The sequence below is a fragment of the Gluconacetobacter aggeris genome (assembly GCF_014174395.1).
Lineage (GTDB): Bacteria > Pseudomonadota > Alphaproteobacteria > Acetobacterales > Acetobacteraceae > Gluconacetobacter > Gluconacetobacter aggeris.
The window spans coordinates 199178-214083 of record NZ_JABEQD010000004.1 but is presented as its reverse complement, the minus strand read 5'-3'; the positions used below and the strand labels follow the sequence as shown (position 1 = coordinate 214083).

14 protein-coding genes are annotated in these 14906 nt (G+C 64.7%); 3 read left to right on the top strand and 11 right to left on the bottom strand.

Annotated features, from left to right (window positions below):
* Positions 1–23: 23 nt before the first annotated feature.
* The 8 genes from HLH36_RS08310 to HLH36_RS08275 form a co-directional block, all read right to left on the bottom strand.
* Positions 24–815 (bottom strand): aldolase, encoded by a 792-nt coding sequence (locus HLH36_RS08310; RefSeq protein ID WP_182985925.1) that lies wholly within the window; start codon positions 813–815, stop codon positions 24–26.
* A gap of 182 nt (positions 816–997) precedes the next feature.
* Positions 998–2416, bottom strand: coding sequence for a carbohydrate porin (locus tag HLH36_RS08305; RefSeq protein WP_246376578.1), 1419 nt, complete (start codon positions 2414–2416; stop codon positions 998–1000).
* A 173-nt stretch (positions 2417–2589) separates the two neighbouring features.
* Positions 2590–3516 (bottom strand): 2-hydroxyacid dehydrogenase, encoded by a 927-nt coding sequence (locus HLH36_RS08300; protein ID WP_182985924.1) that lies wholly within the window; start codon positions 3514–3516, stop codon positions 2590–2592.
* 53 nt (positions 3517–3569) lie between these two features.
* A complete protein-coding gene (locus HLH36_RS08295; RefSeq protein ID WP_220792755.1) occupies positions 3570–4373 on the bottom strand; it encodes a 2-keto-4-pentenoate hydratase in 804 nt (267 codons plus the stop codon).
* A gap of 22 nt (positions 4374–4395) precedes the next feature.
* Positions 4396–5823: an MFS transporter gene (locus tag HLH36_RS08290; RefSeq protein ID WP_182985923.1), complete on the bottom strand. Its 1428-nt coding sequence runs from the start codon at positions 5821–5823 to the stop codon at positions 4396–4398.
* Positions 5820–6824, bottom strand: a complete 1005-nt coding sequence (locus HLH36_RS08285; protein WP_182985922.1) for a Gfo/Idh/MocA family protein — start codon at positions 6822–6824, stop codon at positions 5820–5822. Before HLH36_RS08285 ends, HLH36_RS08290 begins: the two co-directional genes overlap by 4 nt.
* A gap of 311 nt (positions 6825–7135) precedes the next feature.
* Positions 7136–7672 carry a heme-degrading domain-containing protein gene (locus tag HLH36_RS08280; RefSeq protein ID WP_182985921.1) on the bottom strand — a complete coding sequence of 179 codons (537 nt, stop codon included), beginning with the start codon at positions 7670–7672 and terminating at the stop codon, positions 7136–7138.
* 475 nt (positions 7673–8147) lie between these two features.
* Complete coding sequence (locus tag HLH36_RS08275) at positions 8148–9032, bottom strand: LysR family transcriptional regulator (RefSeq protein ID WP_182985920.1); 885 nt, start codon at positions 9030–9032, stop codon at positions 8148–8150.
* Between the two features lie 75 nt (positions 9033–9107).
* Here HLH36_RS08275 and pdxA point away from each other — a divergent pair, with 75 nt between their 5' ends.
* Both pdxA and HLH36_RS08265 read left to right on the top strand, forming a co-directional pair.
* Entirely contained in the window at positions 9108–10112 is a 1005-nt protein-coding gene (gene pdxA, locus HLH36_RS08270) for a 4-hydroxythreonine-4-phosphate dehydrogenase PdxA (RefSeq protein WP_182985919.1), read from the top strand.
* Positions 10109–10789, top strand: coding sequence for a 4-hydroxythreonine-4-phosphate dehydrogenase (locus tag HLH36_RS08265; RefSeq protein ID WP_182985918.1), 681 nt, complete (start codon positions 10109–10111; stop codon positions 10787–10789). The genes pdxA and HLH36_RS08265 overlap by 4 nt, the downstream gene beginning before the upstream one ends.
* Positions 10790–10993: 204 nt before the next feature.
* On the opposite strand, the gene HLH36_RS08260 is transcribed toward HLH36_RS08265, so the two are convergent.
* The 3 genes from HLH36_RS08260 to HLH36_RS20260 form a co-directional block, all read right to left on the bottom strand.
* Positions 10994–12211 (bottom strand): IucA/IucC family protein, encoded by a 1218-nt coding sequence (locus HLH36_RS08260; protein ID WP_182985917.1) that lies wholly within the window; start codon positions 12209–12211, stop codon positions 10994–10996.
* Between the two features lie 65 nt (positions 12212–12276).
* Positions 12277–13164, bottom strand: coding sequence for a DUF1259 domain-containing protein (locus HLH36_RS08255; protein WP_182985916.1), 888 nt, complete (start codon positions 13162–13164; stop codon positions 12277–12279).
* Positions 13070–13501 (bottom strand): chromate resistance protein ChrB domain-containing protein, encoded by a 432-nt coding sequence (locus HLH36_RS20260; RefSeq protein WP_408871862.1) that lies wholly within the window; start codon positions 13499–13501, stop codon positions 13070–13072. Before HLH36_RS20260 ends, HLH36_RS08255 begins: the two co-directional genes overlap by 95 nt.
* 707 nt (positions 13502–14208) lie before the next feature.
* On the opposite strand from HLH36_RS20260, the gene HLH36_RS08245 reads away from it, so the two are divergent.
* On the top strand, positions 14209–14784 hold the full coding sequence (locus tag HLH36_RS08245) for a cytochrome b (RefSeq protein WP_182985915.1): 576 nt from the start codon (positions 14209–14211) through the stop codon (positions 14782–14784).
* The last annotated feature ends 122 nt before the right edge of the window (positions 14785–14906 follow it).

Here is a 14906-nt window from a genome sequence, read left to right as displayed (position 1 = left end):
GCAGCCCCTCGCCTATCTCGGGTTCAAAGTCTGTAGCCGGGTGCCTGGGCATCCAGCACGCGCTTGATGCTTTCAAGATGCAGGCGTGCGCTTTCCGGATCGCCTGCCCGCATCTGTCCTGCCGCGGCGGCGGCAACCTCCGGCCTGACCGGAACCAGGGGCCGTCCGGCACTCATGGCCTTGAGCTGCACTTCCGCCGCCCGCTCGAGATAGTAGAGATCATCCCAGGCCTCCGCGACATTCGGCGCGCAGACCATGACACCATGATTCCTCATGAACAGAATGTCGTTGTCCCCCAGCACGGCGGCTATGCGATCACCCTCCCGCTCATCGAGCGCAAGGCCGTTATAATCCTCGTCGACCACAGTGCGCCCGTAGAATTTCAGCGCGGTCTGCCCGGCCCAGAGAAGCGGTTCACCCTCGATCATGCCGAGCGCCGTCGCATTGGGCATGTGCGTATGAAACGCGGCGCCGACACGCGGCACCGCCTTGTGCAGCCGGGCGTGAATGAAGAAGGCCGTCGCCTCCGGTTCGCCGTCGCCTGACAGGACGTTGCCGTCGAAGTCGCAGATCAGCAGGCTGGACGCGGTCGCCTCCCCGAAAGCCCAGCCGAGGCGATTGACGAGGAACAGATCGGCATGTCCCGGCACGAGGGCGGAAAAATGATTGCAGATCCCCTCTTCAAGTCCATGCCGCGCCGCCGCCCGCAGACAGGCGGCCAGGTCCACGCGGGCCCGCCAGATCTCTTCCGTGTCGAGATCGGCATTGCGCAGGATCGCCGGCGACACCCGCCCGCGATTGAGTTCATGAGCCACGGTCGCACCTCCGCCAGAATGAGCGCCTCATCACATCCAGCCGGCATTCGAAAGCAAAGCGGGACCGTCGTCCAGCCGGGTGAGCCCGACGCATTGCAAGGGACAATCCGCCTCGGCCGTGCGTGCCAGACGTGACCGGTCTCCCGGCGGCCATTCATGTTCCGGGTCACGCTCCGCCACGGTCAGAGCGTCGCGTGGATCTTCAGGCCGATCGCGTCGATCGCGGGCTTGTTGCGTTGCAGGTTGGGCCGCATGATCCGCTGATAGTCGGGCTGGATCGAAAGCCCCTGGCAGACATGGATGTTATAGGTGGCTTCCAGAACGCTGATATGGCTTTGCGGATAGGTTGCGTTGGCGGGCAATGAACGCCCGGCATCGTAATCCAGCCATTGCGTTGCGACCAGTTCGGGACTGGCCGTGGTGCGCGAGACCTCGATGCCGAACGTGTCGTCGGGACGTGCGCGCCAGAAACCCCGGTCCACCAGCCCGAAATAATATTCGTAGAGATACGGGCCGCTTTCCGGCGTGTTGCGTACCAGACCGGCCATGAGGTAGAACCCGTTGAGCGGGCCATGACCGTTGCGGATCAGCATCTGGTCGCCTTCCAGCCAGATCTGCGTCTTGCCGTTGTCCATCTGCGCGGCCTTGCGTGTCAGCGCCAGCGGATTGCCGTTGATGTCATAGTAGTTATTGGCATAATTCGACGAATCGTAGGCGATGCCCAGCTTGTAGTGGCCGACGAGCTGGTTTTTTCCCAAGGATGGAATCAGGCCGACTTCGACCGGAATATACATGCCCGTATAGAGGTTCGTGTTGAAGTTGAAGCCGGTGCGGTCGTAGCGGTTGGTATTGAGGTACGGATTGACGCCGTACAGCCCCGCCTGCGCGTAGACCCCGTGCATCGGCCAGTATCGCACCCGCGTCCCCCAGGTCGAACCCGGATAAGTACCGAACCCCGCGGCGCCGCGGGTCAGCGACTTGGGGTTGCCGCACATGGATTTGTTCATGAACGTGCAGAAGAGCGGCGACGCCGAGAAATCGATATTGACCGGCATCTTGCCGATCGCGACCTGCACGCGGTCATGGAACAGGTTCTGGGTGCCGTAGACGTAGACCAGGTGGACGGCGGTATTGCCGCCGCCGCCATAGATCTCCTGGAATCCGTTGAGCGACCTGTCGCCGAAATCGGCGGCCATGTTGTGACCGGCGCGATTGACGATGACCGCATGGGTCACGAAGCCGCGCCAGCCGACCAGCTTCTGCCAGTCCACGTCCAGTTGCACGCCGATCTGGTGCGCATAACCCGCGTCGCCGGGATGGCCGCCATCGAGCGCCAGTGCGCTTTCGCTGGTATAGTCGATGACCAGGCCGATCCCCTTGCGATTGAGGTTCCGGATGATGCTGCCCCAGGCCGGCACGATATGCTCGACCGGCGGGGTGAACGGCGTGTTCGCATAGGACGTGGGCGTGTCGAGCGAGAAGGACGGCGCCGTCAGGGCGACCGGACCACGATATTGCGCGCGGGCCGGATGGCAGCACAGGACGGCCAGGGCCGCCACGATCCACATAGGCCGCGCAAGGTAGCGGCACGCATGCGACATTGAGGAGCGCATTGTTTTTTCTCTGATCGGATGAACGCCATGCGGATCGGCGCGGCCGACGCTTCGCCGCCGCGCCGGTCCATCGGATCACCTGGAACAATGGAAACGATATCCCCATCCCGTCCGCCCACCAGGCCCGGCAGGACATGCCGGGCCTGGCAGCACCATGACGGCTACACGACCGGGGTCAGCAGCGCCTTCCCGCCGAACCAGGCCGCCAGGTTGCGGACCACCAGGTCGCCCATCGCCAGGCGCGTTTCCACCGTGGCGCTGGCGCGATGGGGTTGCAGGACGACATTGTCCATCGTCATCAGCGCCTCGGGGACATGGGGCTCGTGCTGGAACACATCCAGCCCGGCGGCGCCCAGCGTGCCGGCCTGCAATGCCGCGACCAGCGCATCCTCGTCCACGACGCTGCCGCGCGCGACGTTGACCAGCACGCCGCGGGGGCCCAGGGCCTCCAGCACCGTCCGGTCGACGAGGTTGCGCGACTGCGCGCCGCCGGATGCCGCGACGACCAGGATGTCGCTATGCCGCGCCAACTCGGCCAGGTCGGCGAAATATGTATGGCCGCTTTCGGGAATTTCGCGGATGTCGTGATAGGCGACCGGCATGTCGAAGCCCCCGGCCCGCGCGGCGATCGCGCGCCCGACCTGCCCCAGGCCCAGAATGCCCAGCCGCTTCCCCGTCACCGCATGACCCAGCGCGATCGGTTCCCTGCCCCACGATCCGGCACGGACATAGCGGTCGCCGGTGCCCAGGCCCCGGCAGGCCATCAGGATCAGCCCCAGCGCCATATCGGCGACATCGGCGGTCAGCACGCCGGGCGTCGTCGTGACGCGGATGCCGCGCTCGCGCGCCCTGTTCAGGTCCACCGCGTCGGTCCCGATCCCGTTGATCGCGATGATCCCCAGTTCGGGCAGCGCGGCCATCACATCGGGGGGCACGCCGGTCGCGCCGCCGGTCGCGATGCCGCGGATCGATCCGGCCACGTCCGCCAGCGACGCGACATCGGTGAAACGATGCACGACATAGGCGTCGTCCAGGGCTTTTTCGATCTGCGGCAGCATCGGCTCGATCAGGAGAATGGCAGGTTTCATTCAGGCTCTCCGGTTCAGGTGGAATTAAGGGGCAGCTTCAAAAGCCTCCAGGATCAGCCACAGGTCAGCGACAGCGTGCCCAGATGCGCGAAGGTCGCGCGGACATGCGTGCCAGGGTCGACGAAAAGGGTGCCGGTGGTCGATCCGGTCGTGACGATCGTACCGGCGGCCAGCCCCCCGGCATGACGGGCCGCATGCCCGGCCAGCCAGACCAGGGTACGGATCGGGTCGCCGGCGGAATTGCCGCCGACATGATCCGCCACCACCCGGTCGCCGACGGTCAGGGTCACCCGTTCCTCCAGCGGCACCAGGGGCCGCCAGTCGGTGATGCCTGGGCCCACGAACAGGGCGCCATGGCTCTGCTGGTCCGCCAGATGGTCCAGTGCGGGCTGGCTGCCGGGAACGGCGAAGCGCGTATCGATGATCTCGATGGCGGTATGGACCGACACGATCGCGTCGCAGACCTCGCCGGCCGTATAGGGTACGGCGCGCGGCGGCAGGGCGCGTCCGAACCGGTAGGCGATTTCGGCCTCGACCCCGATATGCCGGCACAGGCCGGGCGGCAGGATGGTGCCACCATCGAACAGCGTCGCGGCCAGGATGGGGGCCGCGAACGGTTCGGATTCCGGCGTGCGGGCGCCGACCTTCCACCCCGCGATCCGCCCGCCCAAGGCGTGAATGGTCGCATGCTGCACCCGATAGGCCGCGTCCGCCGAAGGCACCTCGCACCCGTCGGGCACATGCTCCAGCAGGGGCGCGCCGGCACGGACCCGCAGGAACGATCCGGTCAACAGGTCGGTCGACCGACCGGAGAAAACGCTCACGCCATGCTCCTCAAGACAGTATTTCCTGCCCATGCACGCCCGATATCCATGGAGATCAGCTATTGATCAGGTCCCGCCGGTCCAGCAGGTCGCGGTTACGCGGTTCCGGGGCGAACAGGGTGGCCACGATCGTGATGGCTGCCAGCACCATCACATACAGCGCCAGCGGCAGCCACGCGATCAGGCCGGGATGGGCCGACGCGGCCTCATGGCGGCTGACCATCGCGATGATGACGGACCCCACCAGCGGCGCCAGCCCACCGGACAGCACGGCCGAAACCTCGCGCGTCAGCGAAACGCCCAGATATCGATGGCGCGCGCCGAACATTTCCGGCAGCAGCGCGCCCTGGGTGCCGAACATGCCCCAGGTGGCGCAGCCCAGCGCCAGCGACAGCGCCGCGATCGTCAGCGGCAGAGAGCCGAAGCTGAGCGCGTACCAGACCGGAACGGCGGCCACCAGTTGCAGGATGGCGAACCCGCGATAGACGACGATGCGCCCGAACCGGTCGCTCAGCATGCCCGCCACCGGGATCACGCAGGCCCCCACGACGGCCGCGCACAGCAGCGACAGCGCGCCGGTGGCATTGCGCATGCCCACCACGTTGACCGAATAGCTGACGGCCAGGACCTGATAGATCGAAGACCCGCCATTTTCGGCCATGCGCAGGCCCATGCCCAGCAGGATCGTCTTCCACGATTCCCGCACCACCTCGGGCAGGGACATCGATCGGGCGCGTTCCTCCTCCTCGATCCCCGCGAAGGTCGGCGATTCCTTGAGCGTCAGACGCATATAGAGGGCAACGAGCAGGATGACGGAACTGAGCAGGAACGGCAGGCGCCACAGCCAGCTTCCCAGCACGTCGGTCACATGGAACAGCAGCGCGAAATAGACGATGGCGGCGATCACCGTGCCGATCTGAATGCCCAGGAACGGCAGGGCGGCATAGAAACCCCGCTTGCCCGTCGGGGCATATTCCGTCATCAGCACGGCGGCCCCGGCCTGTTCCGCCCCGGCGCCGAGACCTTGCAGCAGGCGCATCATGATCAGCATGACCGGCGCCCAGATGCCGATGCTCGCGTAGGTGGGGATCAGGCCGATGGCGGTGCTGGCGCCGCCCATCAGCGTCACCGTGATCAGCAGGACGAGCTTGCGCCCGAAACGATCGCCCATCATGCCGAACAGGACACCGCCGATGGGACGGACGGCAAATCCCAGGAAATACGTCGCGAAGCTGGCGATCAACCCGACGCTCCTGCTCTGGTGCGGAAAGAACAGCGGGCCGAATACCAGCGCCGACGCCAGGCTGTACAACGCAAAATCGTAATATTCCAGTGCACTGCCCAGCGAACTGGTCCATGCCGCGCGGCGCAGGTCCGCCACGGTGATCTCAGGGCTGGACAGCACCGCCTCGCGTTGCGGCGCGCGCGACCGGATAATGGAGGCGCCCCCATGGGCGGCGCCGGCGAAAATTGGCTGCTTCATGGCACATTGATCCCGATCTCGCGCCCGGTTAGGGCGGATTCGCGCAGGGCCAGCGCGATGGCAAGCGAGGCGACGCCATCCTCGCCGCTGGCGGCGGGTCGGCCATCGCCATGGATGGCACTGGTGAACAGGCCGAAGGCGCGATGGTAAAGATTATGATGCTTCAAGGCGATTTCACGCTCGCCATCGGCATCGCGCACCGACACGGTGCCGATCGGCCGCTGGCTCATGCAGTCGCGGCCGATGATGATGCCCCGCTCGCCCATGATTTCGATGCCGCCGGGCGAAAACGGCGTGGTATAGCCGCCATGAATCTGCACCAGCACGTCGCCGGGAAAACGCAGGATGGCCATGATGCCGTCGGCGATCCCGTCCCGCGCCAGGCGCCCGCTCTGCGTCATGGCGAAGGCGCTGACGGGATTTTCATCGAACAGGAAACGCAGCGTGTCGATATCGTGGATCGTGCTGTCCAGGAGCACGCCGCCATCCTGCTCGTTGACGCGCCATCCCTGCAGGGCGGCAGCCAGGAAATTGGCGTGAAACACCCGCGCCGCGATCAGCCCGCCGATCCGCCCGTCCTCGATCAGGCCATGGATGGCCATGTGCGTGGCGGCATTGCGCAGATGATGGTTGGTCCCCAGGACGACGCCCGCATGGTTGCAGATGCGCACCATCTCGCTTGCGTCTTCCACAGACAGGGCCAACGGTTTTTCGCACATGACATGCTTTCCCGCCCGTGCCGCTGCAATGGCCTGTTCGAAGTGCAACCGGTTGCCGGTGCTGATATAGACCGCGTCGATGTCCGGCCTGGACAACAGATCCTGTAGCGACGTCGTGTGACAGGCGATATCATTGGCCTGGGCGAATGCCGCCCCGCGCCCGACATCGCTGCTGAGTACCGCGCGAACTTCGCCGCCGGGCTGGGCACGGATCGCATCGATGATCCATTCCCGCGCGACATTACTTGCTCCTATCAGACCCCATCCGGTTGGATGCGTCATTCCGCCCTCCTCCCGAGCCACAGATTCCGGCCCTTGTTCGTCTTATTGATTGTCGTAGAGATCGGATGAAAAACCTGCAGGACGTCGCACGGCGAAACGGAACGGCGCGGATGGAACGATGTTCCATCGGCATGTCCCGTCAGAACGGACGACGGCCCGACGATCCGCCCGTGTCCGCGCAGCGTCTTCGCCAAGCGCGGCAGGGCACAAGGTCCGATCATAGAGGCCGTCATCTCCGGCCAGGCAAGAACTTTTCCTTTCGGTCGCTTCACAAATTCGTATCTGTGTACTGCAAGATCATCCGTTCCGATTCAGGGCGGGATCTGGATCGCCTCCGGCGACATGTCGATGAACGCCGCCAGGGCCTCGACCGCCAGCCGGTGGTCCTCGCGCTGCGGCAGGCCGGAAACGCACAATGTGCCGACCACCCCCACCCCCCGCACCCGCAGGGGAAACGCCCCGCCGAAGGGGGCATACTCGGCTTCGGACAGGCCGAACCGCTCGGCAAGCGTCTTGCCTTCCTGCCCAAGCTGGAGGCCGATCGCGTACGAGGCCCGGTGAAAGCGCGCCGTCAGGCGGGTCTTGCGCGCGATCCAGCCCAGATTGTCGGGCGTTGCCCCTTCCAGGCAGGCACTGAACAGCGTCTGCTCGCCCCGGCGAATATCGATCGCGATCGGATAGCCATGCGTGCTGGCCGCCTGGCGCAGCCAGCACCCCAGACGCCAGGCATCATCCTCTGTCAGGCCCGGCAGGATCAGCGCGCGCTCCTGCCGGGCGATCCGCTCCAGGTCGCGCGCCGGTGACGAATGGTCTCCCCCGGCAATCCCCGTCCCGGCCGGTTCCGCCATGATGCCGTTCCCTCCCGCGCATTGTCCGCATGTCCGCGGAATCGTCACCATGGCGACCCGCAACCGGCGATGTGAACGATATCATCACCGTTGGGATGCGCGTGGAGAGTGACTTTATCGTGACGTCGGCCTGCGAGGCGGCAGGATCAGTCCCTGATCGCCCGTCGGCGAACAGTGTTTGTCATGCAGATGACCGAGCCCACCGATCGTTCCAAGCATCGCTTTTTGCGCAAAATCCGCCAGCAGATCGTCAGGTGATCGGTGACGGCGATTCCGGAGAGCTGACGGAAATGTGTTTTATGGTCCGGAACATGCCGACACGGCGGCAGCCCGAGCGCGGCGAGCGGGCGGCGCATCGCCGAGGCAAGCCGTGCGGCACGAGGCTGGACAGGCATGTATTATCATGGGCCGCCAAAGTTCGGCAAAGAACAGATACGGGGAAAGCTGCCACTCCAGTCTTCAGGGCGTTCTCATCTCACGGTTTCGTCCAAATCGATGACCTGGCCTGTTGCGTAAGCCATCTTTCGAGAATCTCCACGCATTCCGTCATCTGCGCGCCCCTGGGCCGGATCAGCCCGTAAGACGTCCCGTCGGCATCGAATCCGGCCGGCGCCAGCAGCCGCCCGTTCGCGACATCGTCCGCCGCGATGATCCGGGGCGACAGGGCGATGCCCAGGCCGCTGGCGGCAGCTTCCAGCATCATGAAATGATGGTCGTATAGACGGATGTCGCGCGGTGCCGGAATGCCGGGCCGGGACGCCAACCAGTTCTTCCACGCCTCGGGCCGGGTCCGGGACCCCAGCGCCAGATAATCTCCGCCCGCGAACTGCTCCGCCATGTCGGGCCGCACCACCGGCCCGACCGATTCCGGCACGAGCGTGGTGACGGCCCAGTCGGGATCGAGCGGGAAATCGAGGCGCCGGATCGCCAGCGTGATGCGCTCCCGCGCGAAATCCAGCGCCCCGCCACCGGTCGCAAGATGCACGTCGATGCCGGGATACCGATCCTGGAAGTCCGACAGGCGCGGGATCAGCCAACGCATGGCCAGCGACCGCTCGCAGGACAGCACGATCGGCGGCGCGGCGGCGGACGACCTGATCTCGGCCAGCGCCGCCGCGATCCCGCCCAGCGCGTCGCTCGCCGCGCGGGCAAGCCGCTCGCCGTCCCGGGTCGGCCGCACGCCGCGTCCGTCCGGTTCCAGCAATGTCAGGTTCAATCCGGCGGCCAGCTTGGACACCCGGCGGCTGACCGCCCCATGCGTCAGAGCCAGTTCCACGGCGGCCGCCCGCACCGAGCCCAGTCGCACCACCACCGCGAAGGCGCGCAGATCGTCCAGCGACGGGATGTCGGATCGCTTCATTGGTCAGTTTTTATCACCGGAACAGGTCAGTTCATATCGATTTTCCTCCCGCACCGTTCCGCTATTCTCACCATCATGACCGCACCATCCTCCTGCCACACCCGGCCGCTGGCCGTCACGATGGGCGATCCCGCGGGGATCGGGCCGGAAATCGTGGCCCGGATGTTCCTGCGGCGACCGGTGCAACGGCACTGGATGGTGGTCGGCGATCCGCTGGTGATGCGCCATGCGCTGGCCGCGCTCGATCCGGCGGCGCGCGTGCGCCGGATCACGATATCGGCCGAAGCCCGGTTCGACGACGGCGTGCTGAATGTCCTGGCATCATCGGAAGGCGTTTCCCTGCCGCCCATAGGCCGGATCAGCGCCGAGAGCGGCCGCGCCGCCTATGCGGCAATCATTGCCGCCGTCCGGCTGGCAAGGACCGGCACCGTCCGGGGCATGGTCACCGCGCCGATCCACAAGGAAGCACTCGCCGCCGCCGGCCTGCATTACCCCGGCCACACCGAAATCCTTGCCGAACAGGCCGGTGGCGCAGGTGTCGCCATGATGCTGGCGAACGAGGATATCCGCGTCGTACTGGTGACCATCCATTGTTCGCTGCGGGATGCGATCCGGCGCGCCGATCATCCCGCGCAGATGGCGGCGATCCGGCTGGCCCACGCGGGCGCGCGGGCACTGGGCATCGAACGTCCGCGCGTCGCCGTGGCGGGTCTCAACCCCCATGCCGGAGAAGGCGGCCTGTTCGGCGACGAGGAAGCCCGCATCATCGCGCCCGCCATCGCACAGGCGCGGCGGGAGGGCATCGATGCGTCCGGCCCATGGCCCGGCGACACGGTGTTCATGCAGGCGCGCGAGGGGCGCTTCGACGTCGTGGTGGCGCAATACCATGACCAGGGGCTGATCCCGGTGAAATATATGGGCCTGGCGCAAGGCGTGAACATCACGCTCGGCCTGCCCTTCGTGCGCACCAGTCCCGACCACGGCACCGCCTTCGATATCGCGGGACGCGGCGTTGCCGATCCGTCCAGCCTGGAGACGGCTTTCGATTACGCCCTTCGCCTCACCGGAGCCGCGACATGACCCGACCCGACTTCATTTTCATGCTGACCCGCAACGACCGGACGGTGGAGAATGCGGCCGATCTGATCGAAACCGCCCGAGCTGCGGGGGTCTGCCATATCGGGTTCAAGGATATCGGCCTGCCGTTTGCAGCCCTTCAGGCTCTTGCCAGTACCATCCGGCAGGTCGGGGCGAAGATCTATCTGGAAGTCGTCTCGCTCGATCGCGAGAGCGAGCTTCGCTCGGTGCGGGCCGGGATCGCTCTGGGCGTCGATTACCTGCTGGGCGGCACGCATGTCGATGATGTTCTGCCGCTGCTGGAAGGCACGACGATCCGCTATTTCCCCTTCCCCGGCCGGATCACCGGGCATCCCAGCATTCTCGAAGGAACCGAAGCCGAGATCGTGCGCAGTGCGGTCGATCTCGCTTCCCGGCCCGGCGTGCATGGGCTGGATCTGCTGGCCTATCGGTTCACGGGGGACGTGCCGAGTTTGATGCGACGGGTTTGCAAAGCCGGGGCGGACAAACCCGTCATTGTCGCCGGCTCGCTCGATCGGGCGGAGCGTATCCGGGCGGCTGCCGCGGCCGGTGCCGCCGGTTTCACGGTCGGCACGGCAGTTCTCGACGGGGCGTTTCCAGCACCGCCCGATCTGGCGCGGCAGATCGCCTATGTCCAGACCACCGTTCGGCAACTCTGATGGATATGCAAGCAATAAAAAAATAAACCGTGGCCATTCCTTCGCGATTTTTCCGACTATTGGAGCCTCCGTATGGCCGGCGACATCAACACGTCAAAGATCAGGCTGGCGAAATTCAAGGGGTCGTTCGACTGGCACCATCACGAGCATGAGGACGGACTGTTCCTGGTCGTCTCCGGGACATTGCTTGAGCCTCTTTTTGCGCTACCGCCATTCTGGCATCTGCCGCAGATCTTCGATCATGAACTCACGGCCGGGCGGCACGTCTTGCGAGAAATAGAATACCGTGTCCTTCGGAAAGAAACGCTGCGCTTCGGGGAAAAATTGGTGGAAGGCTGCCCGCGCCCGCTGCCGAATGGCCTCCTCCTCCACATCATAAAAGCGCCGCAACAGGTCGAGCAGATAGTCGAAGAAGTTATGACCGATGAAGCGGTCGTAGACGATGCTGTAATATTGTTCCATCGACTGGCCGGCATCCGGAACCAGGCCCACTCCGGGAAAAGGCAGGCCGAGATCGGCGCGACGTCGTGTTTCCGTATCAATCCAGATATCGAAATCGCGATGAACGATCCGTGTGGGCCGAAAATCGCGATCAATCTCAAGCAACGTATTCTGGGCGTGGGATTCCAGCAACAAGCCACGACGCGCGCCCCAGCACCAGGCCGCAATGATGGGAATGATGATCGCGTTGATCACGAACGCGGCCGGATCGACGCGCAACTGCGCAATCATCTGCACCAGCAGCGGCGGATCATCCGGGGCATGGATATCGCGCCCATAGAGCGCAAAGCACGGAATCAGAGAGCGGTCGGCGATGAGCGGCCGGGGAATGACTTCCCGCACCAGGAAACCCCAGGCCTTCTCGTCGGTGCCGAAAGCGAAGCCGAGCGTATCGGGCAGATAGGCAAACCGCTCCGACTGCACCTGCGCCATTTCCGCCGTGATGGCGACGCTGTTCTGGATGTTGCGCCGCAGCAGCCCGCGGTTGAAGCGAGAGATCCGCACCGGATAATGGAGCTTGAGACAATGCGGCGCCACTTCCGGACCGACTGCCAGGACGGTGCGGGTCGACGCCGTGGGCGCGGCCAGGATCGGCGTGCCGCGCGGCAGGGCACGAAGTTCCTCGATATGCGCAATTCCCTCCATGGCCCATGTCGCGGGATGGATCGCAAACCGGATACCTTCCGGCCGCAGATACTGCTCGGCCAGATGTCCGGCAGGCGCCGCCTGGAACACGGAGACTTGCTCCCGAGGCACCGTGACGGTGACGAGATCGAACGATGCCAGTTCGCTTTCCGGCTGATAGGCCGACGCTGCCTCTGTTCGTGCCGCCAGTGGACTATACGTTTTCGTACCCAGGCCGACATAGCGCTCCATATAGAGCAGCGACTGGCGATCCTGGGTGACGGCATCGAGTTTCATGGGCATGCCTCACGGGGGAACGGCGCGATACCGGCAGCCGGAGCAGCCGGACGACGCGCGTTCCCTTATCCTTTCTTCAGGTCCATCTGATCGAGCGCCGCCTTCAGGCCCTGCGCCAGCCGGCGCGCATCGTCATTCGCCCAGAAATGCATGAAGAACAGCCGGGGCTGATCATTCAGCATGTGATTATGCAGCGCCGTGACCGCGATGCCATGGTCTCGCAACGTGCGTAGTACTGGATTGACCTCGGACGCAATCAGCACGAAATCCCCTGCGATCGCCGCCCTGCTGCCGCCTGTCGGCTGAAAATTGATCGCGATGCCCGTTCCCATGGCAACCGGCAGCGACATGTCGTCGCTCATCAGCATTTCGGCCCGTGGAATGGTGAACTGATAGACCCCGCCATTGGCCTTGCCGGTCTGCCCGAGAATCCGATCCAGCATCGCGGTGTCGAGATCGAGCGGTTTCGAGGGGGGCGCACTCGCAGGAGCACCCAGCGGCGTCTTTGTCAGCAGCAGCGCCGCGTGCAGGGTCTGGGCCAGCTTCACGGGGTCTCCGTGTCCGTCAATGTGCATGTACATCGTCATCGGTTCGGCCCGCAGCAGATGGTTGTGCAAGGCGGTGATCTCGAAGCCGCCCTCGATCAGGCGCTTGATCACCGGCTCGACCTCATCCTGGGTCAGCACCAGGTCGCCCATCGCCATGGCATCCTTGCCCATCGGCAGAAAGGCCAGCCAGGACCCAAGCGCCAGCGCCGGCCTGATCGCGACGCCATCGAGCGTGACCTTGAGGTCGGAGCGCGGCAGGGCCACGCGATAGACGCTGCCGGGCAATTCCATGCCGGGTTTGCCCAGGGTCTCACCCACGGCTGCCCAGGGATCGGGCGCGGCAGAAGCAGGGGCGGCCCACAACATCGCCATGAGCGCCGCGCCCGCCATGAATCGTCTCAGCATTTTTCTTCTCCTTGATCGGTTCCTTGATCGGTGGCGGTACTGACCGGCATGGCCTGCCCGCTCCCGGCCCGGGCCCGAAGGGCGTCGTAAAGGACGACGCCACGCCGCAGGATCTCGTGATCGCCGGGCGTGATCGTCCGCAGCCCCCGGAAAATCGCCAGCCGTCCCGCCGATTGGGGTAATTCAGTCGATCGGTGTCCGCGCCCCACATGATCGCCGCGACCATTGAAATGGCCGGATCACGATCGAGACCGTATTGGGCAACGAAGGCGTCGAAGCTGCGGCACTCTCCGGCATGCCCGAATTTGACCTCCCGGACCGTCAAAGAAGATCGCACCGGTCGCCCCGACGACTGGCCGAACCTGTTCCGGCAGGATGAACAGGAATGCGGCCTTCCGGTCGATCACCGGCCGTTCGCGCGTAACCCATTTCATGGGCCCTCCCCTGGCAGGGGGCTGCATCACGCTTCTGCAGCACCAGAACTGACAAATGATACAGCGGTTGCACCCGGAAAGGGGCATTCCTGAAATAAACCTCATGAGCGCGGAGTCCTCCCGAACCGGGCAGCCCCGGCTGTTCCTGCTCCACCAGTTGCCGGCGAAGCCGGCCTATTTCCGGGTGAAGATCTGGCGGCGGCTGCAGGTCACCGGCGCAGTCGCGGTTGCGGCCGCAAAAGCTATCCGTTCTGTTCAGAAAATCGGGGGACATCGCGATCACCCAGCGGAGCTGACGTCGTCAATGGAACGGCGATCATATCCTTTCCGTTTTCAGGCACGGCACAGGCGTGCCGCATATCGTTATCGGGCACGAAGCCGACCTGCTCCATTCGACAACGCAATGTTCAACGTGCGAACGAAGGCGTGGCATGAGTATGGAGATGGAATGCAGGGCCTTCCTGTGACCTTCGCGCTCGCCCCTCCTCTCACAATCCGTAATTTCCTGAGAAGCATTGGGCAATTTTAATTATTGTACGCCCGCCTATTTCGTTCAGGTTCTCGTCAGGAATATGTGCTAGGCCACGGTCCATCTTCCTGGGGACCGAGCATGACCGAAGCCGTTGCGAATGCCACGGACAAGCTGCGCTATGATCGTGGCACTGTCCTCCTGCATTGGACGACGGCCCTCCTGGTAGTGATTCAGTTTGCCCTCGGGGAAATGTGGGATTGGCCTGCAAAGCCCGTCCACCATCTCATGGTCGTCACGCATCTGACGGCGGGCATGGTCCTGACCGCCATCATCCTGTTTCGCATCGGCTGGCGGATCACCCGGGGGCGTCGCCTGGCCTCCCTTCTCTCTCCGGTCGACCGGTTCTGCGCCCTGGCCATGGAAAGCACGCTCTATATGCTGCTGCTGGCGGAAATCGGCCTGGGCTATGCCTGGCGCTGGGGCGCGGGGCAGGCAATAAGCTTCCTCGGACTCCTGCTTCCCTCCCCCTTCACCCCTTTTTCATCCGGAACAATTTGGTGGATCGAGACTCTGCATTCCTGGAACGCGTGGCTGATCGTCGGTCTGGCGACCGGCCACGCCGCCGCCGCCCTCTTTCACCAATTCGTCATCAGGGACCACGTGTTGGCTCGCATGCTGCCTGCTGGAACGCTCCTGCCACGTACGAAGCCATAGCGCGCCCCGCAATCGCAGCCGCGGCGCCTGTTTCTACCCATCCTGGATGTTCTCGAGCCCAATACGTATGACGCGCTGCAAACGCCATAAGCAGGTCACACGACCTTCTCTCCCCACCCTTC